The sequence below is a fragment of the Sphingomonas sp. GW821-FHT10F11 genome (genome assembly GCF_058809095.1).
This window is the reverse complement of the sequence record NZ_JBXASH010000001.1, coordinates 927289-947472: the sequence shown is the minus strand read 5'-3', so window position 1 is coordinate 947472 and position 20184 is coordinate 927289. Positions and strand designations below refer to the sequence as shown.

The 20184-nt window shown below is 66.0% G+C and carries 21 protein-coding genes; 2 read left to right on the top strand and 19 right to left on the bottom strand.

What is annotated here, in order from left to right:
- Positions 1-16 precede the first annotated feature (16 nt).
- The 16 genes from AC1RT8_RS04635 to AC1RT8_RS04560 form a co-directional block, all read right to left on the bottom strand.
- The gene (locus AC1RT8_RS04635; protein ID WP_493074405.1) at positions 17-448 is read right to left on the bottom strand and encodes a DUF6628 family protein; all 432 of its coding nucleotides are present in this window, start codon (positions 446-448) and stop codon (positions 17-19) included.
- Positions 449-518: 70 nt separating this feature from the next.
- Complete coding sequence (locus tag AC1RT8_RS04630) at positions 519-1856, bottom strand: bifunctional folylpolyglutamate synthase/dihydrofolate synthase (RefSeq protein WP_493074404.1); 1338 nt, start codon at positions 1854-1856, stop codon at positions 519-521.
- Positions 1857-1975: 119 nt separating this feature from the next.
- Positions 1976-2830, bottom strand: coding sequence for an acetyl-CoA carboxylase, carboxyltransferase subunit beta (gene accD / locus AC1RT8_RS04625; protein ID WP_493074403.1), 855 nt, complete (start codon positions 2828-2830; stop codon positions 1976-1978).
- Positions 2827-3639 carry a tryptophan synthase subunit alpha gene (gene trpA / locus AC1RT8_RS04620; RefSeq protein ID WP_493074679.1) on the bottom strand — a complete coding sequence of 271 codons (813 nt, stop codon included), beginning with the start codon at positions 3637-3639 and terminating at the stop codon, positions 2827-2829. Before trpA ends, accD begins: the two co-directional genes overlap by 4 nt.
- Positions 3636-3830, bottom strand: a complete 195-nt coding sequence (locus tag AC1RT8_RS04615; RefSeq protein ID WP_493074402.1) for a hypothetical protein — start codon at positions 3828-3830, stop codon at positions 3636-3638. The genes trpA and AC1RT8_RS04615 overlap by 4 nt, the downstream gene beginning before the upstream one ends.
- A complete protein-coding gene (gene trpB / locus AC1RT8_RS04610; protein ID WP_493074401.1) occupies positions 3827-5056 on the bottom strand; it encodes a tryptophan synthase subunit beta in 1230 nt (409 codons plus the stop codon). Before trpB ends, AC1RT8_RS04615 begins: the two co-directional genes overlap by 4 nt.
- 74 nt (positions 5057-5130) lie before the next feature.
- Positions 5131-5769: a phosphoribosylanthranilate isomerase gene (locus tag AC1RT8_RS04605; RefSeq protein ID WP_493074400.1), complete on the bottom strand. Its 639-nt coding sequence runs from the start codon at positions 5767-5769 to the stop codon at positions 5131-5133.
- Positions 5770-5785: 16 nt separating this feature from the next.
- Positions 5786-6295, bottom strand: coding sequence for a GNAT family N-acetyltransferase (locus tag AC1RT8_RS04600; protein ID WP_493074399.1), 510 nt, complete (start codon positions 6293-6295; stop codon positions 5786-5788).
- A gap of 3 nt (positions 6296-6298) precedes the next feature.
- Complete coding sequence (gene pyrF / locus AC1RT8_RS04595; protein WP_493074398.1) at positions 6299-6973, bottom strand: orotidine-5'-phosphate decarboxylase; 675 nt, start codon at positions 6971-6973, stop codon at positions 6299-6301.
- On the bottom strand, positions 6970-7314 hold the full coding sequence (locus AC1RT8_RS04590; protein WP_493074397.1) for a hypothetical protein: 345 nt from the start codon (positions 7312-7314) through the stop codon (positions 6970-6972). Before AC1RT8_RS04590 ends, pyrF begins: the two co-directional genes overlap by 4 nt.
- Before the next feature lie 189 nt (positions 7315-7503).
- The gene (locus tag AC1RT8_RS04585; protein ID WP_493074396.1) at positions 7504-9798 is read right to left on the bottom strand and encodes a patatin-like protein; all 2295 of its coding nucleotides are present in this window, start codon (positions 9796-9798) and stop codon (positions 7504-7506) included.
- Positions 9798-10493 carry an endonuclease/exonuclease/phosphatase family protein gene (locus tag AC1RT8_RS04580; protein ID WP_493074395.1) on the bottom strand — a complete coding sequence of 232 codons (696 nt, stop codon included), beginning with the start codon at positions 10491-10493 and terminating at the stop codon, positions 9798-9800. Before AC1RT8_RS04580 ends, AC1RT8_RS04585 begins: the two co-directional genes overlap by 1 nt.
- 118 nt (positions 10494-10611) lie before the next feature.
- Positions 10612-12111, bottom strand: a complete 1500-nt coding sequence (locus AC1RT8_RS04575; RefSeq protein ID WP_493074394.1) for a tryptophan halogenase family protein — start codon at positions 12109-12111, stop codon at positions 10612-10614.
- A 1-nt stretch (position 12112) separates the two neighbouring features.
- Positions 12113-13141, bottom strand: coding sequence for a cupin-like domain-containing protein (locus AC1RT8_RS04570; protein WP_493074393.1), 1029 nt, complete (start codon positions 13139-13141; stop codon positions 12113-12115).
- Positions 13142-13157: 16 nt separating this feature from the next.
- Entirely contained in the window at positions 13158-13874 is a 717-nt protein-coding gene (locus AC1RT8_RS04565) for a SapC family protein (protein WP_493074392.1), read from the bottom strand.
- Between the two features lie 175 nt (positions 13875-14049).
- Positions 14050-17193 carry a TonB-dependent receptor gene (locus AC1RT8_RS04560; protein WP_493074391.1) on the bottom strand — a complete coding sequence of 1048 codons (3144 nt, stop codon included), beginning with the start codon at positions 17191-17193 and terminating at the stop codon, positions 14050-14052.
- Positions 17194-17472: 279 nt separating this feature from the next.
- On the opposite strand from AC1RT8_RS04560, the gene AC1RT8_RS04555 reads away from it, so the two are divergent.
- Together AC1RT8_RS04555 and AC1RT8_RS04550 are read left to right on the top strand one after the other, a co-directional pair.
- Positions 17473-17598, top strand: coding sequence for a hypothetical protein (locus tag AC1RT8_RS04555; protein WP_493074390.1), 126 nt, complete (start codon positions 17473-17475; stop codon positions 17596-17598).
- A 32-nt stretch (positions 17599-17630) separates the two neighbouring features.
- Positions 17631-17975, top strand: coding sequence for a RidA family protein (locus tag AC1RT8_RS04550; protein ID WP_493074389.1), 345 nt, complete (start codon positions 17631-17633; stop codon positions 17973-17975).
- Positions 17976-18241: 266 nt separating this feature from the next.
- On the opposite strand, the gene AC1RT8_RS04545 is transcribed toward AC1RT8_RS04550, so the two are convergent.
- The 3 genes from AC1RT8_RS04545 to AC1RT8_RS04535 all read right to left on the bottom strand — a co-directional run bounded on the left by AC1RT8_RS04545 (position 18242) and on the right by AC1RT8_RS04535 (position 20141).
- Positions 18242-18712: a GNAT family N-acetyltransferase gene (locus AC1RT8_RS04545; protein ID WP_493074388.1), complete on the bottom strand. Its 471-nt coding sequence runs from the start codon at positions 18710-18712 to the stop codon at positions 18242-18244.
- 107 nt (positions 18713-18819) lie between these two features.
- Positions 18820-19080: an ACT-like domain-containing protein gene (locus tag AC1RT8_RS04540; RefSeq protein WP_493074387.1), complete on the bottom strand. Its 261-nt coding sequence runs from the start codon at positions 19078-19080 to the stop codon at positions 18820-18822.
- Positions 19077-20141 (bottom strand): Glu/Leu/Phe/Val family dehydrogenase, encoded by a 1065-nt coding sequence (locus AC1RT8_RS04535; RefSeq protein ID WP_493074386.1) that lies wholly within the window; start codon positions 20139-20141, stop codon positions 19077-19079. Before AC1RT8_RS04535 ends, AC1RT8_RS04540 begins: the two co-directional genes overlap by 4 nt.
- Positions 20142-20184: the final 43 nt, after the last annotated feature.

The following is a 20184-nucleotide window of genomic DNA, read 5'->3' as shown; positions in this document are numbered from 1 at the left end:
GCCTTGGCGCGCATGCTCAGGATATTGGCCTTCCCGCATCGGCAAAGGCGGCGGCGAGGGCGGTCGCGCTGGCGAGCACGCCGTCGATGCGGCGGATGCCGAGCAGGTCGGCGAGGAGCAGCCGGGCCGTCTCCGGCGCTGTCTCGGCGCGGGCGAGGACGGTCAGCACCGCGCCCTCCGCCGCGGTCATGCGCATGCAGCAGCAGGGCGCGATCGCGATGGGGCCGTTCGCGGTGGCAGCGAGATCGGCCATCAACGCGCGCATCAGCACCAGCGGGCGGCGAAAGCCTTCGCCGAAGCCATTGAGCATGGCGTGCGCGGCATGCGCGTCGGCCAGGCCATGTGCGCCGATGCGCCGGATCGCGAACAAGGCGAGCCGCCCGTTCGGGCAGGTCGGCATGGCGTGTGGCAACATCTGGGTGGGGGCTGGGGCTGGGGTGACCGTCATGATACGCGACTCCATCTGCTGGAATAGCAGCCTCGCGTTTCAGTTATTGCAAGTCAATAGCAATAAGATGTCAGTTCGGAGCTTCCCCGTTTGCGGCGAGCACTTCGCCCGCGAGATAGAGCGAGCCGAGGATCAGGACGATCGGCGGCTCGGCTGGATCGGCGGCAGCGGTGATGTCGGCGAGAGCGGTCGGCACGTCGGTGGCGGTGTTCGCGATCATGCCGAGGCCGCGGGCGATGGCGACCAGCGCCTCGGGCATATGGTGCTCGTGATGGGGCACCGGAACAGCATGGAGCGTGGTGGCGAGATCGGCGAAGGGCGCGAGCAGACCGGCAGGATCCTTGTTGGACAACATGCCGAGGATGAGATGGACTTCGCTCCGGCCAATACCGGGAAAGGCGATCTGGCGGAGCGTCGCCGCGACCGTGGCAGCGGCGGCGGGATTGTGGCCGCCGTCGAGCCAGAGTTCGCTGCCCGGCGGGAGCAGGTCGGCCAGCGGTCCGGTGCCGAGGCGTTGCATGCGCGCGGGCCAGCGGGTCGTCTCGGCGGCGATGCGATAGGCCTCAGGCGGGATGACCAGGGGGGTCTGGTGGCGGAGCATCGCAATGGCGAGGGCGAGGTTCTCGGGCTGGTGCGGGCCGGCCAGGCTGGGCAGCGGGGTTTCGACACGGCCGGCGGCGTCGCGGTAGCCGAGCTTGCCGTCGTCCGCGGCGAAGAACCAGGCGTCTCCGGCGGCCGACACCGGCGCGCGCGCCGCGCGCGCGACCGCCTCGACGCGCTGGGCGATGGGGGTGGGGTAGCGCATGGTGACCAGCGGCACGCCGGGCTTGGCAATGCCGGCCTTTTCGCCGGCGATCTCTTCGGCGGTGTCACCCAGGAAGCTCTGATGGTCGACCCCGAGCTGGGCGATGCCGGTGACGAGCGGCCGGGCGATGACGTTGGTCGCGTCGAGCCGGCCGCCCAGGCCGACCTCGACGATGCAGGCATCGGCCGGGGTGCGCGAAAAGGCAAGAAAGGCTGCAGCGGTGGTGACCTCGAAGAAGCTCGCACCGATGTCTCCAGCGATATCGAGCACTTCTTCGAGCAAGGCGGCGAGGGCATCGTCCTCGATCAGCGTACCGGCAATGCGGATCCGCTCGTTGAAGCGAACGAGATGGGGGCTGGTATAGACATGGACCGTCAGGCCGGCCGCTTCGATTGCCGAGCGGAGGAAGGCGCAGGTCGAGCCCTTGCCGTTGGTGCCGGCGACATGGAGCACCGGCGGGAGGCTGTCCTGCGGGTTGCCGAGGCGATCGAGCAGTTCGGTGATGCGCTCCAGGCCGAGGATGTCGGCACCGGGGGAGAGCGACCAGAGGCGGTCGAGCTGGTGCTGGACGGCGGGGGAGGTGGAGGTGGCGGAGTCTAGCATTCTAAAACTTCCTCCCCTCCCGCTTGCGGGAGGGGCTGGGGGTGGGCGCCCGGCAACAACAAGCGTTCCGCCAGCGGAGAGCGGGAGCCCAGCCCCTCCCGCAAGCGGGAGGGGGAAGGCTATGCCGCCTTCTTCGTGCACAGATAGTCGATCAGGCTGGCGAGCGTGGCGCGCAGGTCGCGCCGATGCTTCACCATGTCGAGCATGCCGTGCTCGAGCAGATATTCAGCGCGCTGGAAACCCTCGGGGAGCTTTTCGCGGATGGTCTGTTCGATCACGCGCTGGCCAGCGAAACCGATCAGCGCGCCGGGCTCCGCGATCTGCACGTCGCCGAGCATCGCATAGCTGGCGGTGACGCCGCCGGTGGTCGGGTCGGTCAGCACGACGACGTAGGGCAGGCCGGCATCGTGCAGCATCTGGATCGCGACCGTCGCGCGGGGCATCTGCATCAGGCTGAGAATGCCCTCCTGCATGCGCGCGCCGCCGGCGGCGGTGAAGATGATATACGGGCAATTATCCTCGATCGCGTTCTCGACGCCGCGCACGAACGCCTCGCCGACCGCCAGGCCCATCGATCCGCCCATGAAGGCGAAATCCTGCACGCCGACGACCGCCTTGCGGCCCTCGATCGTACCGCGCGCGTTGATCAGCGCGTCGCCCTCCGAGGTGGCAAGGCGGGCCGCCTTGATGCGGTCGACGTACCGCTTGGTGTCGCGGAACTTGAGCGGATCGTCCTGCACCCGGGGCAGCGGGATGATCGTGTAGCTGCCGGCGTCGAAGACGTACTGGAAGCGCAGGACCGGCCCGATACGCTCGTGATGCTGGCAGTTAGGGCAGACATGGAGATTGTCCTCCAGCTCTTTCACGAACACCATGTTCCCGCATCCCTTGCACTTATGCCAGAGATTGTCGGGCGAATCCTTTTTGGGAACGACGAACGACAGCGCGTTCCTGACGCTGGTGAGCCAGCTCATACTGTTTCCTTTCGGGCCGCGGCGATCGCCGTGGACAGGGAACGGATATAGGCCTCGACGGGCGCGCTTGCACCCTCGCCATACTGGCCGACCAGCTCGACGATCGCCGAGCCGACCACGACGCCGTCGGCGACACGGGCGATGGCGGCCGCCTGATCCGGCGTACGGATGCCGAACCCGACCGCGACGGGGATGTCGGTCGCGGCCTTGAGGCGCGAGACGGCGCTCTCGATCGAATCCTGCGCGGCCTGCTGGAGGCCGGTGATGCCGGCGACCGAGACATAGTAGAGGAAGCCGCTTGCGCCGCCGAGCACCGCGGGCAGGCGGGCCACGTCGGTGGTCGGAGTGGCGAGGCGGATCAGGTCGATCCCGGCGGCGCGCAGATTCGGGCCGAGTTCGTCATCCTCCTCTGGCGGCAGATCGACGCAGATCACGCCGTCCACGCCCGCATCGCGCGCGGCGTTGGCGAACCAGTCGGCGCCGCGGCGGAGCATCGGGTTGGCATAGCCCATCAGCACGACCGGCACGTCGGGATGGCGCTCGCGAAAGGCCTTGGCGATGGCTAGGATGTCGGCGGTGGTGGTGCCGGCACCGAGGCTGCGCAGGTTTGCGGCCTGGATCGCCGGGCCGTCGGCCATCGGATCGGTGAAGGGCATGCCCAGTTCGATCACGTCGGCGCCGCCGGCAATCAATGCATCGAGGATCGCGCCGCTGGTCCAGGGCGCCGGGTCGCCAGCGGTGACGAAGGTGACGAGCGCAGCGCGATGCTGGTGTCGCGCGCGGTCGAAGGCAGTGGAGAGGCGGGTCATCGTGCGGAGCGCCATTGGCTGAAGAGTTGAGAGAGAATGCCGACCAGGGCGCCCATTTCGACGGCTTCAAGCCCTCGGGGCAGCGGCAGGCGCCAGTCGGAAAGCGCGAGGCCATATTGGTTCAGCTCGCGCACGATAAGCGCGGCCGCGGCGCCCACCACGGCGCCGGTCACGAGGTTGGGGATGTTCATATCTCGACCCCGAGCGCCTCGGCGACGGTGAAGATGTCCTTGTCGCCCCGACCGCACAGGTTGCACAGGATGATCTGCTCGCGGTTCATCTCGCGCGCGACGCGGGCGACGGCGGCGATGGCGTGGCTCGGCTCCAGCGCGGGGATGATGCCTTCGGTGCGGCAGAGCAGCTGGAAGGCGTCGAGCGCCTCGGTATCGGTCGCGCTGGTATACTGCACGCGGCCGATCGAGTGGAGCCAGCTATGCTCCGGGCCGATGCCGGGATAGTCGAGCCCGGCCGAGATCGAATGCGCTTCGGCGATCTGGCCGTCCTCGTCCTGCAGCAGATAGGTCTTGTTGCCGTGGAGTATGCCGGGCGATCCGCCGGCGAGGCTCGCCGCGTGTTGCTTGTCGAGGCCGTGGCCGGCAGCTTCCACCCCGAGCATCGCGACGTCGGCATCGTCGAGGAATGGGTGGAACAGGCCGATCGCGTTCGATCCGCCACCGATTGCCGCGACGAGCAGGTCGGGCAGGCGGTCGATGCGTCTCAGCATCTGCGCGCGGGCTTCCTTTCCGATCACGCTCTGGAAGTCGCGGACCAACTCGGGATAGGGGTGCGGGCCGGCGGCGGTGCCGATGATGTAGAAGGTATCGTGGACGTTCGCGACCCAGTCGCGCAGCCCCTCGTTCATCGCGTCCTTGAGAGTCATCGCGCCCGAGGTGACCGGGCGGACCTCGGCGCCGAGCAGCTTCATGCGGAACACATTGGGCTGCTGCCGCTCGATATCGCGCGCGCCCATATAGATGACGCAGGGCAGGCCGAAGCGCGCGCAGACGGTCGCGGTGGCGACGCCGTGCTGGCCCGCGCCGGTCTCGGCAATGATCCGCGTCTTGCCCATGCGCATCGCGAGCAGGATCTGGCCGATGCAATTGTTGATCTTGTGCGCGCCGGTATGGTTCAGCTCGTCGCGCTTGAACCAGACCTGCGCGCCCTTGCCTTCGGGCGCTGACTCGCGGAGCGCCTCGGTCAGCCGCTCGGCGTAATAAAGCGGGCTGGGGCGCCCGACATAATGTTCGAGCAAATCCTCGAACTCGGCGGCGAAGGCGGGATCGGCCTTGGCGGCGCGATAGGCCTCATCCAGCTCGAGGATCAGCGGCATCAGCGTCTCGGCGACATAGCGGCCGCCGAACTCGCCGAAATGCCCGCGTTCGTCGGGCTGGGCGCGGAAGGAATTGGGGACGTTCATGGTGCGGGCGCTTTAGCACCTCGGATGGGCGTGTCGAGTTGAGTAAAACTCTTCTCCGATGAAGGCTGGCGACGTCAGAGGGTTTTGACCGTGTCGAGGAAGGCGGCGATCTTCGTCAGGTCCTTGATACCGGGCGCGGATTCCACGCCCGAGGACACGTCGACCATCGTCGCGCCAGTGACCGTCACGGCTTCAGCGAGGTTCAGCGGATCGAGTCCGCCCGAAAGCGCCCAGGGAAGGGGGTGGCGGAAACCCTGGAGCAGGCTCCAGTCGAAGCGTACGCCCATGCCGCCGGGGAGCGTCGCGCCGGGCGGAGTCTTGGCGTCGTAGAGAATTCGGTCGGCGGCGCCCGTGTAGGTCTCGGCGACCGCGAGATCCGCACGGGTCTTGACCGCGATGGCGGCCCAGATGGCGAGGCCGGTACGCGACTTGATCGCAGCGGCGCGGGCGGGGCTGCTATTGTGGAGCTGGAGCGCCTGGAGCTGGCCGGCCCCGATCGACGCCTCAAGCAGCGCGTCGTCGGGATCGACGAACACGCCGACGCGCGTGACATGGCCGGGGACGCGCGCGGCGAGCTGCGCGGCGCGCTCGCGACTCAGGGTGCGCGGGGAAGGCGGGAAGAAGACGAAGCCGACATGGCTCGCCCCGCCACGGATCGCGGCGTCGAGGGTTTCGGGCGTCGAAAGGCCGCAGATCTTGGCAGTGACGGGCATGGCGCCGCCATAGTCGTCAGGGGAGGGGCTTGACCAGTACCGTCATGTAAAGCGGCGGCACGACCGCGACGGGGAAATCGCGCCGTTCCGTGGTGCGGGTGTAGCCGCGACGCTCGTAATAAGCGACCAGTTCGACCCGGTTCTCGATGACGGTCATCTCCATCGTCGAGACGCCGAAAGTGTCGCCGGCGAGCTTTTCCGCTGCCTCGATCAACCGCTTGCCGAGGCCGGCGGCCTGCAGGGCCGGTTCGATGCACAACAGGCCGAGATAGGCGAGGCCGTCGCCGCGATCGGTCACCTCGACGCATCCGATCGGCGTGTGGCCGTCGAGCGCGATCAGCAGGCGTTCGGCCGGGTTGGTCAGCGCTGCCTGAAGCGTTGCGAGGTCGGTCCGTGTATCGTCGAGCAGGTCGGCCTCGTGGGTCCAGCCCATACGAGCGGTGTCGCCGCGATAGGCCCGCTCGATCACGGGATGCAGGCGCGGCAAATCGTCCGGCGTGGCGAGGCGAATAACAGGATCGGACATGGGTTAGAGCGTCGCGCCGATCTCGCGCGCAGCGGTGTCGGGATCGTCGGCCTGGGTGATCGGCCGGCCGACGACCAGGATCGAGGCGCCGGCGTCGAGCGCCTGGCGCGGCGTCACCACCCTTTTCTGGTCGCCCACCGCGCCATTGGCGGGGCGGACGCCGGGGACGACGAAGAAGCCCTTGGGCCACAGTGCCTTGGCCGCCGCGACTTCGGCGCCGGAGCAGACCACGCCGTCGACACCCGCCTTCATCGCAAGCTCGGTCAGACGCAGCACCTGATCGTGCGGATCGTCGGGGCAGCCGATCGAGGCGAGATCGCGCGCGTCGAGGCTGGTGAGCGTGGTGACCGCGACCACCTTGGTGCCGGTCGGTGCGGCGGCTTTGGCGTCCTCGAGCATCGAGCGGCCACCGGCTGCGTGTACCGTCAGGATTGCCGGCTCGAGCGGGCGCAGCGCCATGATCGCCTTGGCGACGGTGTTGGGGATGTCGTGGAATTTCAGGTCGAGGAAGATCGGCAGGCCGAGCTCGGCCATCTCGCGCACCCCGGCGCGGCCATTGGCCATGAAGAATTCGAGGCCGAGCTTGATGCCGCCGATATGATGGTGGACTCGTTGGGCGATCGCCTTCGCCTTTTCGAGGTCGGGCGTATCGAGCGCGACGAAGATGCGGCTGGTCATGCGCCCCCCGGCGGAACGGCGGTGGGCACGGCGGCGGGCGGGATGACCGGCGCGTCGGGCTCGAGCGGGGTTGGCGTGGCGGGGGCAAGTACGCCGCGCAGATCGGCCAGGGTGCGTTCCGACGTCGACAGCCGGTTGCGCAGCCGCCAGCGGATCGCGTTGTAATAGATCATGGTCGGCACCAGGCCGATCAGGAAGGTGACGAACAGTAGGAGCGGCAGGTTCACCTCGGCGATCAAGCCGCCCCACAGCTTGATCGGCACCGTGGTCCAGTTGCCCAGGGTGAACACCGCGGCAACGAAGGCGAGCAGGCACCAGAACAGGATCTTCAGGAACTGCATCGAGCGCTGTGGCCTCCAAAATTTCCCATATGGGGAATTCTTACGTCTCCGGTGCCGCTTTGACCAGCCTAGCCGCCAAGTTCGTCATGCCGGACCTGTTCCGGTATCCATCGTGCCGCAAGTGCAATCATCGCGCGTTGAGGGATGGACCCCGGAACAAGTCCGGCGTGACGGGACGAGAAGCAGTGGCTACCCGATTTCTTTGCGGAGCGACGCGATCAGCCCCGGGATCGCCTCCAGTTTGGGTTCCTCTTCGTCGAGGATGGCGCAGAAGGCGGCGCGCTTGATGGCCGCGACGCGGCCGGGTTTCAGATTTGCGGTGGCTGGGAGCGAGGACAGCACGATGTCGATCATCCGCTCTGCGCCGTGGAGACGGCCCCAGAGATAGTCGTTCTCGCGGTACGCGCGGCTGAAAAAGGCGCCGAAGCTGTTGAACTGGATGCCCTTGAGCGTCGCTTCGGCGCCGCCCGCGCGGATCGACTTGGCGTCGTCGGGGGCGATGCGATCGACCTTGATCGGGTCGAACTCGTCCAGCCCCTCGCCCTGGAGCAAAGGCAGGGTGGCGACATCGAAATAGGGGAAGCCGAGATAGGTGAGCAGGATCGGCCGCTTCAATTCGCGCGGCAGGCCGGTGAAGGCGGCGGCGAGGCGTTCTTCGGTATCGGTGTCGAGTTGCTTGAGGTCGAGCGATGCGGCGAGCTTGTCGAGCAATGGTCCGGCATCGCCGCGCAGCAGCCGCACGTCCTTGCGCAGATGGGCATGCCGGTCGGTACGCTTGCATTCGAGATAATCGGCGAGCGACGCGTAGATCGCGTCGCGGATCGGCTCGAGGTCGGCCTCGTCGTGATCGGCTTCCAGCTCGGTCAGGCGGCGGGCGAGCAGGCGGAGGCGGCGGATGCGGAAGCCGAGATCGTAGGAGCGCAGGAAGCCGATCGTGGTCGGGCTCGCGCCGTCCGAGAAGCTTGGCTTCAGATCGTCGAAACCACGTTCGCTGACCGCATCGGCGATATGGCCGCGAATGCGGTTCCAGCGCTGCGGCCCCGGTTCGCCGCCGGCATGGTAGAGGAGGGATGTCAGCGCCTCGACCACGCCGGCGATCTTGAGATGGCCATACGCGGCATAGCCATAGCCAGCGGCCTTGGCCGCAGCGGACTGCGCCCGGGCGCGCCATGTCGCGAGACGCGAGACGGTCGGTGAATCGAGGAACAGGGTATAGCCGAACAACGCCTCGACCCGCGCCTCGACCTCGGGCCGGATGCTCGCGACGATACCGCGCATGCGCTCGATCGTGCGGGAGCGTTCGGCGATGTCCTCCAGATTGTCGCGGATCGGCTGCTGGCGGGGCAGCTCCGACACGGCGCCGATGATCGTCTGGAAGAAACCGGGCGCGTTGGGATTGTGCGGGCCGAAGCGCAGTTTCACATTGGGTGAGGGGTCGATATAGACGAAGCGGCGGTCGATCTCGCGGCGGGCGGGGCGTTCGCGCAGGGCCTCGATCGCGGGGCGGAAGGGCGCATTGGCGAGGACCGAGCCGTCGATCAGCACCGCCTGGTCGGCCGCATTGGCGGCGAACTGGCGCGGCAGGACGCGTTTCAGGAACCCGGCGCGTTCGGGCCATTCGACCTTGCGGTGCTTCAATACCTTGTCGAGCTCGCCGACCATGAAGGGCGGGAAGGCGCCGGGGAAGCTTGAGGTCGAGCGTGCGGCAAAGGCGAGTTCGGCCGCATGGGCCAGGGTATCGCCGGCCACGCCGTGATCGGTGAAGGGAACGACAAGGCGATGCTCGGTTTCCAGCACCTCGGGCGGCGAGTTGAGCATCAGGCGCTCGGGATGGCCGCGGAAATCGGTGACGGTGACGAACAGGTCTAGCGGCTGGCCCTCCGGCAGCAGGCGTGCACCGCGCGGTGCCGACGCCATGGCGTTGAGCGCATCGAGGATCAGGCCGGTGAACAGCGCGCCGCCAAAGGGCGGCTCGAACCAGCGCGAGCGGATGAAGTGCGACAGCTTCGCGCGGACTTCGGTGCGCGCGCCGGCCTCGACCAGCTCGTCGATGTTGTCGCCGCTGCGTTTCTCGGCATACCAGGCGATTGGCAGTGCCCACATCTTGGAGAAACGCGAGGACGGGGCCTGGTGCGTGTCGATCAGTGCCTCGATATCCGCCGAATCGAGCCACAGCTTGGTCAGCGGTTCGAGCGACTGGCCGGTCGAGATCGCCTGAGCCAGGAACACGCCGTTGATGCCGCCGGCGCTGGCCCCGGCGATGATGTCGACCAGTACGCGCATGCGCAGGCCGGTTTCTTCCTCGATTTCCTGGAGAAGGTCGCGATAGACGCCCTGGCTGCCGCCGGCGGGCGTCTCGCCCTTGTGGAAGGCCTGGCTCGCCCGGGCGAGGCGCCAGATCTCCTTGGTGATGCCGTGCATATAGACGGCGAGGCTGATGCCGCCATAGCAGACCAGGGCGAGGCGAAGCTCCTTCTGGCGCATCAGGCTGGCTCCACCATCGCCCAGATCGGCAGATGATCCGATGCCTTGCGCGCTGTCGCGCTGTGATGGACGCCGCAATCGGCGACGCGAAGGTCGGCGGAAACCATGATCCGGTCAAGCCGGGCGACGGGGCGGCGGACATGGAAGCTGGGGCCAGTGGAGGCGAAGCTATAGTCGCGACCGAAATCGCGCAGGCAGCCGGCATGCGCGCTCCATTCGTTGAGATCGCCCATCAGCACGGTTGGGCGGCGCGTGGTGCTCGAATCGACATGGGCAAGGATCGCATGCGCCTGGCGGCGACGCCACAGGCCCGACAGGTCGAGATGCATGCCGACGATGCGGATCGGCACGCCGGCGGCGCGGACATCGGCCATGACCGCGCCGCGCGGTTCGAGCGCGGGGAGGTGGATCGCCTCGCAATCCATCACGACGGAATCCTTGCGGATCAGCAGGACGTTGCCGTGCCAGCCCATGCTGCCGGTGTGCGCGCCGAGCGGCACCGCCTTCCACGGGCTGTGCTCCTCCAGCGTGTGGAGGGGGATGACGCCAGCCTTGGTCCCGAAGCGGCGATCCGCCTCCTGCAGCGCAATGATGTCGGCATCGACCTCGCGCAGGACCTCGAGGATCCGGTTGGGATCGCGACGGCGATCGAGGCCGATGCCCTTGTGGATATTGTAGCTGGCGACCTTGATCATGTGCGTGATGCAACGCCGATCGGTGAAGTTGGTTCGCCGCGCGTCACGATACGCCCGGCTTTCCTGCCGTATATGCCCAGTTTCGCGCCAAGCCAGCGCGAAAATGACGGGCAAGACCTCACCCAGGGGTGGCGCAGTAGCGCTGGAGGAAATCCTGGTGGCTCGGCATCTTCGCGACCGCGCTGGCGATATTGGCTTTCAGATCGCCCAGCGCCTGGCGCAATTGGCCCGGTGGCATCAGGCGGGCGAGGTGGTGATAGCCGCGCGGCTCGATCCGCTGGCCGAGCATGACCTGAACCCAGGAATCCACCCGGAACAGCTCGTCCGATGCCTGATAGGCCTGGGCATTCTCGCGGAACAGGGAAATGCGCCGTACGAGCGACGCCGGCAGTTCCATGGTCCGGCACCGAGTCCAGAAGGCGCTGTCGTCGCGTTCGGTGAGGCAATAATGCAGGATGACGAAGTCCCGCACCCCCTCCAGCTCGGTGCGCGACAATTGGTTGTAGCGATCGATCAGCGCCTCATCGAAGCCGTTGAAGGGAAAGGACTGCATCAGCCGCGTCACCGCGATCATGATGAGATGGATGCTGGTGGATTCGAGCGGTTCGATGAAGCCGCTGGCCAAGCCGAGCGCGATGCAGTTCCTATTCCAGACCTTGCGGCGCGCGCCGGTACGATACCGGATCAGGCGCGGATCGAACAAGGGTTCGCCCTCGATCTGGTCGAGTAGCAGCGCCTTGGCATCTTCATCCGCCATATGTTCGCTGGAGAAGACCAGTCCGTTGCCGATGCGGTGCTGGAGCGGGATACGCCAGCGCCAGCCGGCCTTGTGCGCGATCGCGCGGGTATAGGGGACGGCGGGGCCGACCGACTCCGTCTGCACCGCATAGGCGCCGTCGGTGGTGAGCCAATGGCCCCAATCCTCATAACCGGTCTGAAGTGCCTGCTCGATCAACAGGGCGCGAAAGCCGGTGCAGTCGATGAACAGGTCGCCTGGGACAATTTGCCCGGACTCCAGCACAAGTGACTGGATATAGCCGGTTTCATTCTGCTTTACTTTGGCGATCCTGCCCTCGATGCGCTTGACCCCGTCCGCCTCGCTCCGGGCGCGCAGGAAACGGGCATAGAGCGTCGCGTCGAGATGATAGGCATAGTTGATCTGGGCATTCTCGCCGGTCGCGAACTTGCTCGCCTTCGCCGCCTGCAGCTCGAAGCAATACTCGCCGATGTCACCGCCAAAGCCGTCAGTCCGGGCCTGAAGCCAGAAATGATGGAAATCGGCCATCCAGGTCGATTTGCCGAGCACGCCGAAGGAGTGGAGGTAGCGGTCGCCGATCCGGCTCCAATCCTCGAATCCGATGCCCAGCTTGAAGCTGGACTGGGTGGCGCGCATGAAGTCCTGCTCGTCGATGCCGAGCAGCGTGTGGAACGCGCGGACCGTGGGGATGGTGGATTCACCCACGCCGATCGTACCGATCTCGTCGGATTCGACCAGCGTGATGTCGAGCAGCCCGCCGAGCTGTTTCGAAAGCGCCGCGGCAGCGAGCCAGCCCGCGGTGCCGCCGCCGGCGATGACGACCTTGCGTACGATCTGTCCGTCCATGCCAGGATCTTCCATGTCAGCGATTCAGGCGGTTGAGCAGCATGGCGCGCAAGCGGCGTGCCCTGGTCTCGTCGAGCGGTGCGAGGTTGCCGCGCGCCGCCTCGGGCAGATGTGCGCCCGCCTGATCGGCGGGGCCGAAGACATAATAATCGAACAGAGCGCGCCAGGCGCGCTTCTCCGGCTCGGGACGATCGCGCAGGCTGAGCAGGGCGTGCAGCAGCGTGTTCTGCGGCGTGTCCATGAAGGCTGGGGAGGCGTTCCACCAATAGTTGATCAGTATGTTGAAGCGATCAAGCGCCTCGACATGATGCCACCAGAGCGCTGGGTAGAAGAGCACGTCGCCCGGCTCCAGATCGGCTACCTGGCCCGCCGCCAGCGCCTCAGCGAAACGTGGATGACGATCTAGGTCCGGATTGCGGAAATCGACCATCGAGACGACCTGGCCGCCGGGGGTCGGTTCGAGCGGCCCGGGATAGAGATTATGCACCTGTTCGGGCGGGAAGAGGGTGAAGCGGCGCCGGCCGACCATGCAGCAGGCGATGTTGTTCGACATGTCGTAGTGCGCCGACGCGATCGTGCGATTGCCGATCCAGATGCTGACGATGGGCGGGCTGTCCCCGAGCGTCGCCTGATCGAGGCCGAGTTCATTCTCCTGCCGCAGGCCCGGCAGATAGGTGTCGAGGTCGGTGGAGCCGACATAATAGGAGGGCGGCCGGTCCTGGTGCCATTCCGCCTGGAGCCGGTCGAGCAGCTCGTCGAGGCGCACGCGGCCGGCCTCGAAGTTCATCGCCGTCACGGCGTCATTGTAGAAGAAACGACCTTCGATCTCGGGTTTGCCAACAAAACCAATAACCGGATTTCCGCGGTAGAAGGACTTCAGATAACCGATCGCGTCTTCCGGCGAGTCCAGCCCGGCGCGCACCAGCGGCCAATCGCGCGCGACGCCCTTCAGGATGGTCGGCTGCTGGGCTTCCATCAGCGCGTCGAGCGGGATCGCGTCCGGTGCGACGCCCTCGAACACCCTGGTTTTGCTGAGGCTGATCATCATGGGTTCGCGCCGGTCAGTCGGCGCTGGCCTTTCGGTTCTTGAGGTCGATGAGGCGGCCCATATTGCCCATGGACGCGATCACGAAAAAGGCGAGGGGCAGGAAGCCGCTGGCATTCAGCCGCTCGAGCCTGGCGCCATCGAGCTGCGCCAGGGCACTGCGGGAGATGGTGAAGAGATCGGGCAGAACATATTTGCGCGTCTCATCCAGCTCGATCTCGACCGCCACCGGCTCGATCAGGCCTGCCAGGTCGAACGCGTCGAACATGGGCCGGTTCGCTTCGAGGCCGGTATAGATCGTCCGCAAAATGCCAGCGATATGTTCGAGATAGGGCGCATTCCCGCCATGCGGCAGGAAGAGTGGGAGGCCGTCGGTTTGGCTGACGCGGGGATGATCGAGGTCGATATGGATCATCGGCTCGCCTTCCGTCCCGCCATCCTTGAAGCCGATCAGGAACGGCCCGCGCTGCAACGTGGCCGGGACGTAGCGGCCCTGCCAGCCAGTCTCACCAAGGAAGAGATTCTCGTCGCGGTCCAGCCCAAGCAGGGCGACGGCCTGGAGCGCGCCACTCTCCTCGCGACGGAAGAAGATCGGGTATTCACGCTGAATCTCCTCGAACTCGGTCGGGAAGACCAGCACCTGGTTGACGCTGTCACCGAACTCGGCCCGATGATGGGCGATCACCTTCAGGTCCGGGTGATCGACATTGTTCAGCGGTACCCGGTTGGTCATGCGATCTTTTCCAGCCCGTGGAGCATGCGGTCTCTCGACCGGGCGGCTCTCCAACCGCCGAGGCGGGCGTTGGCAGTCATGATGCGGCAAAGGCCGCGCCAGCTCAATTCCGGACGGGAAAAAAGGCCACTGCGAACAGCGGCCTTTCTCCCCCTCCTGGCGTCGGAACCTCGGATCAGAATTTGAACCGGGCACCCAACATGAAGCGGCGATCGAGTTCCTGCGCGAACCACAATTCGGTTTCGGCGCGGGCATAGGTGCGCACACTTTCCTCGAGCAGGTTGATGGCTTCCAGCGTCACCGACACATTCTTCGTGACGTCATAGCTGATGTTCATGTCGAGCTGACCGAACGGCGCCGTGAACTCCGGATTGCGCGAATCCTGGCGATTGATCCCCGAGAGGAACTTGTCGCGCCAGTTATAGGCAAGCCGGGCCGAGAGGCCGTTCTTGTCGTAGATCAGCGTCGCGTTGAACGTGTCGCTCAACCCAAGCAGCGCGAACTGATCCTCGTTCGTGGGTGCGCCCAGATTGAAGCCGACATCGCCGCGGACCATCGTGTAAGCGGCCGACACGCCGAACCCAGTATTGCCGAGGAAATATTGGCCGGCAATCTCGACGCCCCAGATCTTCGCGTCCCTGTTGTTGATCGGACGCGTCACCAGGAACTGGTAGAGCGGGTCGGACGAGTTGGCCATCACGTCGAGCGTGTTGTTGATCGTCTGGACATAGGCATCGTCCAGCGTGCGCGTGACCGGGTTGAAATGCGCGTTGAACTGCGCCGTCGCTGCCGCCACCGATCCGGTCGACTGGATCAGCGCCGTCATGGCAAAGAGGTTCACGTCGCTGATATCCGCCCCGAGCCCGGTAAGCGCCGTCTTGGCGGCGCCCGAACGCGTACCGGCTGCGCCGGAGCTTGGATCGCGCAGACCGAACAGGTCAGTGGTGAACTGGCCGCGCCCGATGAAGTTATGCACCCGTTTTTCGAACAGGCCGACCGACACATAGCTGTCAGGCTTGAAATAATATTCGAGCGAGACGTCGAAATTGTCGGAAGTCAGCGGGGAGAGGCGCGCGTTCCCTGTGGCGCCAGAGGCGACGCCGCCATTGTTGATCGGCCGCGGCGGTCCACCCACCGTGGTGGAGGTGAACAGGTCACTGTAGTTGGGCCGGGCGATCGTCTTGCTGAACGAGAAGCGCGCGATCAAATTGTTGATTGGTTCGATCTGAAAATCGAACGAAGGCAATAGGTTGTTGTAGCTTCCTTTGTCCGTGAGGAAGCTGTTCTGGTTCGAGATGACCACGGTGAAGTCATTGTCCGACACCCAGTTGATCGCAGCGGGGACGGCAACCAGCGAGGTCGAGGTCGACTTCGTGCTCTCGTAGCGCACGCCGGCGACCATGCTGGCGTTGCGACCGGCGATCTCGCCCTTCCAGGTCATCTGGCCATAGGCGGCCCAGATGGTTTCCTTCACGCGATTGTCCTGGTTCGCCGTGACGCCGACGGCGTTGCCGGCGGTCGCATAATAAGGCGAGAGGATCGAATAGAGGTTGGCGGCATCGCCGCGGAAGGCGAGCTGCGACGGCGGATCACCGCCCGGATTATACTGGTTGAACTTGCATTCGAGGCAGAAGGCCTGGAGCCCGCCCGGGGCGAGCTGGTTCACGTCGCCCGGATGGGTGATGCCCCAGTCGCCCAGCGTTTGCTGAGTCGCGACGAAAGTCTGGTGCATGTCCGAGTTGCGATAGTTGCCGCCGAAATCGAAACGGCTGCCGCCGCCCAGATCCCAGCCGAAATCGGCGCGGGCTTCCTTGATCGTCTGGTCCTGGGTCGACCGGAACGTACGCCCGACCTGCGAGCCGACATCGTTGATGTCGAGCTGGCCGTTGCCGGCGCTGCCGATGGTGATCACCTGTTGAGGGATGCCGCCGCTATAATTGACCGAGTGCGCGGCGATCACATTGGCGCCCATGCCGACCAGCGTCGAGCTGTTGCCGTTCGGATTGTCCGGCCGGCTCGACGACTTGCTGATATGTCCGTCGAGGTTCAGCGAGAAATTCTCGGCGAAATCCCATTTGGCGTTCAGGCCGTAATCCTGGAGCTTGCTACGCTGCGCGCGGTTCTGCGCCTCGAAGCCCTCGTCCTTCTGTCCGTTGATCGTCTCGTGCAGATAGGTGGCGGTGGCGACCGTCGTATTCCCGTCGAAAGTCACGACATCGAACGGCCGGCTGAACCAGTTCGACAGATCCGAGCGGATTTCGCGCTGCCTGTTCTCGGCATAGAGTGCGTCGGCAGTCAGCGTGAGCGAGTCGGTCGGGCGGAATTGCAGGACGGCCTGGCCGTTGAAGCGTTCACGCGTGCCCTCGGCATAGTGATAGCGGCTATCGTTCGGAATCGCGACGAGCTGGTTCGCATTGGTCGGCGCGTTGTTGACGACCGTGCAGGTGGGAGTCGGCGTCGTGCCCGCGCAGGCGCCGCCCGAACGGGCGAAGCCGCCGCTCAGGAAGGTGCTGTAAGGAATGATGTTCCAGTTGTTCGACGTCGCGGCGATCGAGGTGTAATTGCGCTTCTGGTAGCTGCCGAACAGCGAGACGCCGAACATGTCGGACGGATCGCTCCAGCTCAGCACGCCGGAAACCTCGGGCGTGACCTTGGAGCCGCAATCGAGGCAGCCGTTGACGCTGGTATCATAGACCGCCTTGGCGCCAATGCTGCCCGACAGGCCGGAAGGGCCGTCGAGCGGATGGCGCGAGACGACGTTGATCGTCGCGCCGATGCCGCCGGACGGGATCGCGGCGCGGCCGGTCTTGTAGACTTCAAGCGTTTTCACGCCTTCGGAAGCGAGGTTGGAGAAGTCGAAGGAACGGCTGGTGCCCTGCGCGCCGTCGGAATTCTGGTCGCCGCCGACCACCGACACGATCGAGGTCGCCAGGGTGCGGCTGTTGAGCGTGACGAGGTTGTAGTTCGGGCCGAAGCCGCGCACCGTGACCAGCGCGCCTTCGCCGTTGGTGCGGTTGATCGAGACGCCGGTGATGCGCTGAAGCGACTCGGCCAGGTTGGTGTCGGGGAACTTGCCGATATCCTCGGCGGAGATCGCATCGACGACGCCGGACGAGTTGCGCTTGATCGCGATCGAGCGCTCGAGGCTGGCGCGGATGCCGGTGACAACGATGTCCTGTTCGCCGTCGCCAGCCTGTCCGTCGGCCGTTGCTGCCGGCGCCGCTTGCGCCAGTGCCGCGCCCGGCATCATCAGACACACCGCGACCGCGATTGCGGATGTGGACCGCGCAAACGCCGACGAACGCCCAAAACTTTTCATGATCACCCCTCCTCAACGGCGCGCTCCAAGGCGGCCGATATTGTTTTCTGCAAGCAGATTCGCGCTGCTTGATGGTAACGGTACCAAATTGTCTGACGTTGTCAACGGCACGAAAGCAGGTTTGGCGCAGCGAATAAAACCAGAATGACGCTGTTTTCCGCGGAGAAGGGTTTTCGGCTAAGGAATGTTAGCGTGCGCAGCAAAGGCCTTGTCGGACCGCGAGCAGCATGATTCCCGCCCAAATACGCGGATTGGCGTGTCGTTCATGATGCGAATAGCGTGTCCGACGATGCGGCGCGGCAATTGTCGGGCCATCCCCCGACAGGGGCGTTGCGTGCCGATGGCATCTCCGGCAGGCAGCGCGCGATCGACTCGGGCGACCGCGCGATCGTCCGTTGCACCTGAAGAGCGCGCGCCTGCGCCGGGAGATTTGAAGCATGACCATTACTCGCATCGATTCAGGCCCGCGCATGAGCCAGGCCGTGGTTCATGGCGACACCGTGTATCTCGCAGGTCAGGTCGGTGCGCCGGGCGAGAGCGTGACGGAGCAGACCAGGGCGGTGCTGGCGCAGATTGAGGATCTCCTCGCGCGGACGGGCAGCGACAAGTCCAGGCTGCTGTCGGCGACGATCTGGCTCGCCGACATGGCCGATTTCAGCGAGATGAACGCGGTGTGGGACGCGTGGATCGGCGGTCAGGACGCCCCGACACGCGCCACCGGCGAAGCGAAGCTGGCGACGCCCGAGTACAAGGTCGAGATCATCGTCACCGCCGCGCGCTGACGCAGCTCTTTGCCATGTTGTTCCGGCGATAAGAAAGAGCGAGCCGGGCACGTCCGGCAAGCGATGGCATGCCAGATTCCGTGTCGCGCTTGAATCGATGCCGATGACAGGGCTGTGGGGGTGAGCGGCGGGAGATATGGGACACCACCATGTCCCATATCTCCGCCGCCGCCTCGGCGAGCGTTTCTTTATAATATCATTGTACATCAGATATTTAATGCAGCATAGGCGATGCTCGGCATGGGACTTGCGCAGATTGTGGCGCGCTATTCCTCGAGCGCCTTGCGCTGGGTGACCACCGCATTGCCGTGCGCATCGACCTCGAATCCGGCGATGTGGAATCCGTGACGCAGGTTGAGCAGGATCATCGGGTTATTGGCGGCACGCGTGCGGGTTTCCACATGACGATAGCCGAGCGCTCGCGCTTCCGCATGCTGGCGCTCCATCATCAGCGCGGCGAGGCCGATGCGGCGAGCCTCCGGCGCGACACCGCCGAGCCAGCTGTAGAACAGGCTCTCGCCCCGCCGATAACCGAGCTTGAACCCGACCGGCAGGCCATCCTCGCGCCGGGCGAGCAGCAGGTGCGGATCGACGACATGCGGCAGCCTGCCCGCCAGATAGGCAGGGTCGAAGCTGGGGAACACCGCATCGCATAACGGCAGGAGCAGCGCGACGGCCTCAGCCGCGGTGCCGGCGAAGGTCTCGATACGCGGGGCGTCGGTGGGAGAAAAGGACATGAACCCTCTCTGCCTTTTGACGCGGATTTTCGCCAGCCTCTCGCGGTCAGGGCGGAATAGGCAATGTCGGGCATCGATCCGCTTCGACGGCGTTCCTGATCATGCCGTCACGCCGGGTCCCCATAGTCGAGTGTTACTTCCTCGATCAGGAACTGGGCACGCAAGGTCTCCGCCAGAATATGCGCGACGTGGGGATCCACGACATCGGCCTCGATCTGCATCCTGATCAGTCCGGCCGAACGCCGTATCAGCGCGAAAGCGGGCACGAGCCCGCGCCGCGCGAACTGGCCGAACACGCGCGGGACCAATTCGGGGTCGTCGTTGCCGTGCACCCGGTACCGCGCGACGGGGCGCTGGTACTCCATCATGGAAGCGCCATGGCTGGCGATCGGCCGCGCGCGATCGTCGTGCGCGCCAATCGGTCGGCGGCGAGGTTGACGGCGATGCCGCTGCGCTCGGCATCGGCCCAGACCTGGTGGAGGCGATCCGGGATCGCGTCGATCCGGGCCGCGACCTCGTCGCTGTCCCAGCCGAGATATTCGGCGCAGACATTGATGATCCCGCCGGCGTTGACGACATAATCCGGCGCGTAGAGCACGCCGCGCTCGGCCAGGGCCGTGCCGTCTTCCTCGTTGCCAAGCTGGTTGTTCGCCGCGCCGCAGACAATGGCGGCGCGCAGCTTCGGGATGCTTCGCGCATTGAGCACGCCGCCCAGCGCGCAGGGCGCGAGGATGTCGCACCGCGCCTCCAGCACGCCGCCCAGCGACGCGACGTCGGCGCCGGTACGTGTCGCCACCGCCGCGACAACGGCGGAACGGGGCTCCGCGACGATCAGCTTCGCGCCCGCGTCATGGAGCAGATAGGCGAGCGCCGCGCCGACTGAGCCGAGCCCCTGGATCGCGACCGTGCAGTCGCCGATTGGCCGCTCGAGCCGGTGCTCGGCCGCCGCCTGCATCGCGCGGAACACGCCGAGCGCGGTCCAGGGCGACGGATCGCCGCCGGGCCGCCCATCCCGCGGCGGCAGGCCGGCGACGTGGCGGGTGTGCCGCGCCACCTCGGCCATGTCGCCGACGGTCGTGCCGACATCCTCGGCGGTGACATAACGGCCGCCAAGCTCCTCGACCGCTTCGCCAAAGGCACGGAACAGGGCGGCACGATCGAAATCGCCCTCGGGGCGGCGCAGCACCGCCTTACCGCCGCCGAGCGGCAGGCCGGCCAGCGCGTTCTTGTAGCTCATCCCCTCGGCGAGGCGGAGCGCGTCCTGCGTGGCATGGTTGAAGTCGGGATAGGTCCATAAGCGGCAGCCGCCGGCGGCCGGGCCGAGATGGGTGGAATGAAGGGCGATGACGCCGTCAAGGCCGCTAGCGGAATCCTGCAGGCGCACGACCTGCTCGGGCGGATGCGCATCGCGCGCATGGGAAAAGTCCATGGTAAAGCTCCGGAAAACACTGAATTATGTAAGTCGGCGTGGC

Bases quoted from the DNA above. Each gene is read 5' to 3' on its own strand.
- AC1RT8_RS04635 (WP_493074405.1), bottom strand. From the start codon at position 448: ATGACGGTCACCCCAGCCCCAGCCCCCACCCAGATGTTGCCACACGCC.
- AC1RT8_RS04630 (WP_493074404.1), bottom strand. From the start codon at position 1,856: ATGCTAGACTCCGCCACCTCCACCTCCCCCGCCGTCCAGCACCAGCTC.
- accD (WP_493074403.1), bottom strand. From the start codon at position 2,830: ATGAGCTGGCTCACCAGCGTCAGGAACGCGCTGTCGTTCGTCGTTCCC.
- trpA (WP_493074679.1), bottom strand. From the start codon at position 3,639: ATGACCCGCCTCTCCACTGCCTTCGACCGCGCGCGACACCAGCATCGC.
- AC1RT8_RS04615 (WP_493074402.1), bottom strand. From the start codon at position 3,830: ATGAACATCCCCAACCTCGTGACCGGCGCCGTGGTGGGCGCCGCGGCC.
- trpB (WP_493074401.1), bottom strand. From the start codon at position 5,056: ATGAACGTCCCCAATTCCTTCCGCGCCCAGCCCGACGAACGCGGGCAT.
- AC1RT8_RS04605 (WP_493074400.1), bottom strand. From the start codon at position 5,769: ATGCCCGTCACTGCCAAGATCTGCGGCCTTTCGACGCCCGAAACCCTC.
- AC1RT8_RS04600 (WP_493074399.1), bottom strand. From the start codon at position 6,295: ATGTCCGATCCTGTTATTCGCCTCGCCACGCCGGACGATTTGCCGCGC.
- pyrF (WP_493074398.1), bottom strand. From the start codon at position 6,973: ATGACCAGCCGCATCTTCGTCGCGCTCGATACGCCCGACCTCGAAAAG.
- AC1RT8_RS04590 (WP_493074397.1), bottom strand. From the start codon at position 7,314: ATGCAGTTCCTGAAGATCCTGTTCTGGTGCCTGCTCGCCTTCGTTGCC.
- AC1RT8_RS04585 (WP_493074396.1), bottom strand. From the start codon at position 9,798: ATGCGCCAGAAGGAGCTTCGCCTCGCCCTGGTCTGCTATGGCGGCATC.
- AC1RT8_RS04580 (WP_493074395.1), bottom strand. From the start codon at position 10,493: ATGATCAAGGTCGCCAGCTACAATATCCACAAGGGCATCGGCCTCGAT.
- AC1RT8_RS04575 (WP_493074394.1), bottom strand. From the start codon at position 12,111: ATGGAAGATCCTGGCATGGACGGACAGATCGTACGCAAGGTCGTCATC.
- AC1RT8_RS04570 (WP_493074393.1), bottom strand. From the start codon at position 13,141: ATGATCAGCCTCAGCAAAACCAGGGTGTTCGAGGGCGTCGCACCGGAC.
- AC1RT8_RS04565 (WP_493074392.1), bottom strand. From the start codon at position 13,874: ATGACCAACCGGGTACCGCTGAACAATGTCGATCACCCGGACCTGAAG.
- AC1RT8_RS04560 (WP_493074391.1), bottom strand. From the start codon at position 17,193: ATGAAAAGTTTTGGGCGTTCGTCGGCGTTTGCGCGGTCCACATCCGCA.
- AC1RT8_RS04550 (WP_493074389.1), top strand. From the start codon at position 17,631: ATGACCATTACTCGCATCGATTCAGGCCCGCGCATGAGCCAGGCCGTG.
- AC1RT8_RS04545 (WP_493074388.1), bottom strand. From the start codon at position 18,712: ATGTCCTTTTCTCCCACCGACGCCCCGCGTATCGAGACCTTCGCCGGC.
- AC1RT8_RS04540 (WP_493074387.1), bottom strand. From the start codon at position 19,080: ATGATGGAGTACCAGCGCCCCGTCGCGCGGTACCGGGTGCACGGCAAC.
- AC1RT8_RS04535 (WP_493074386.1), bottom strand. From the start codon at position 20,141: ATGGACTTTTCCCATGCGCGCGATGCGCATCCGCCCGAGCAGGTCGTG.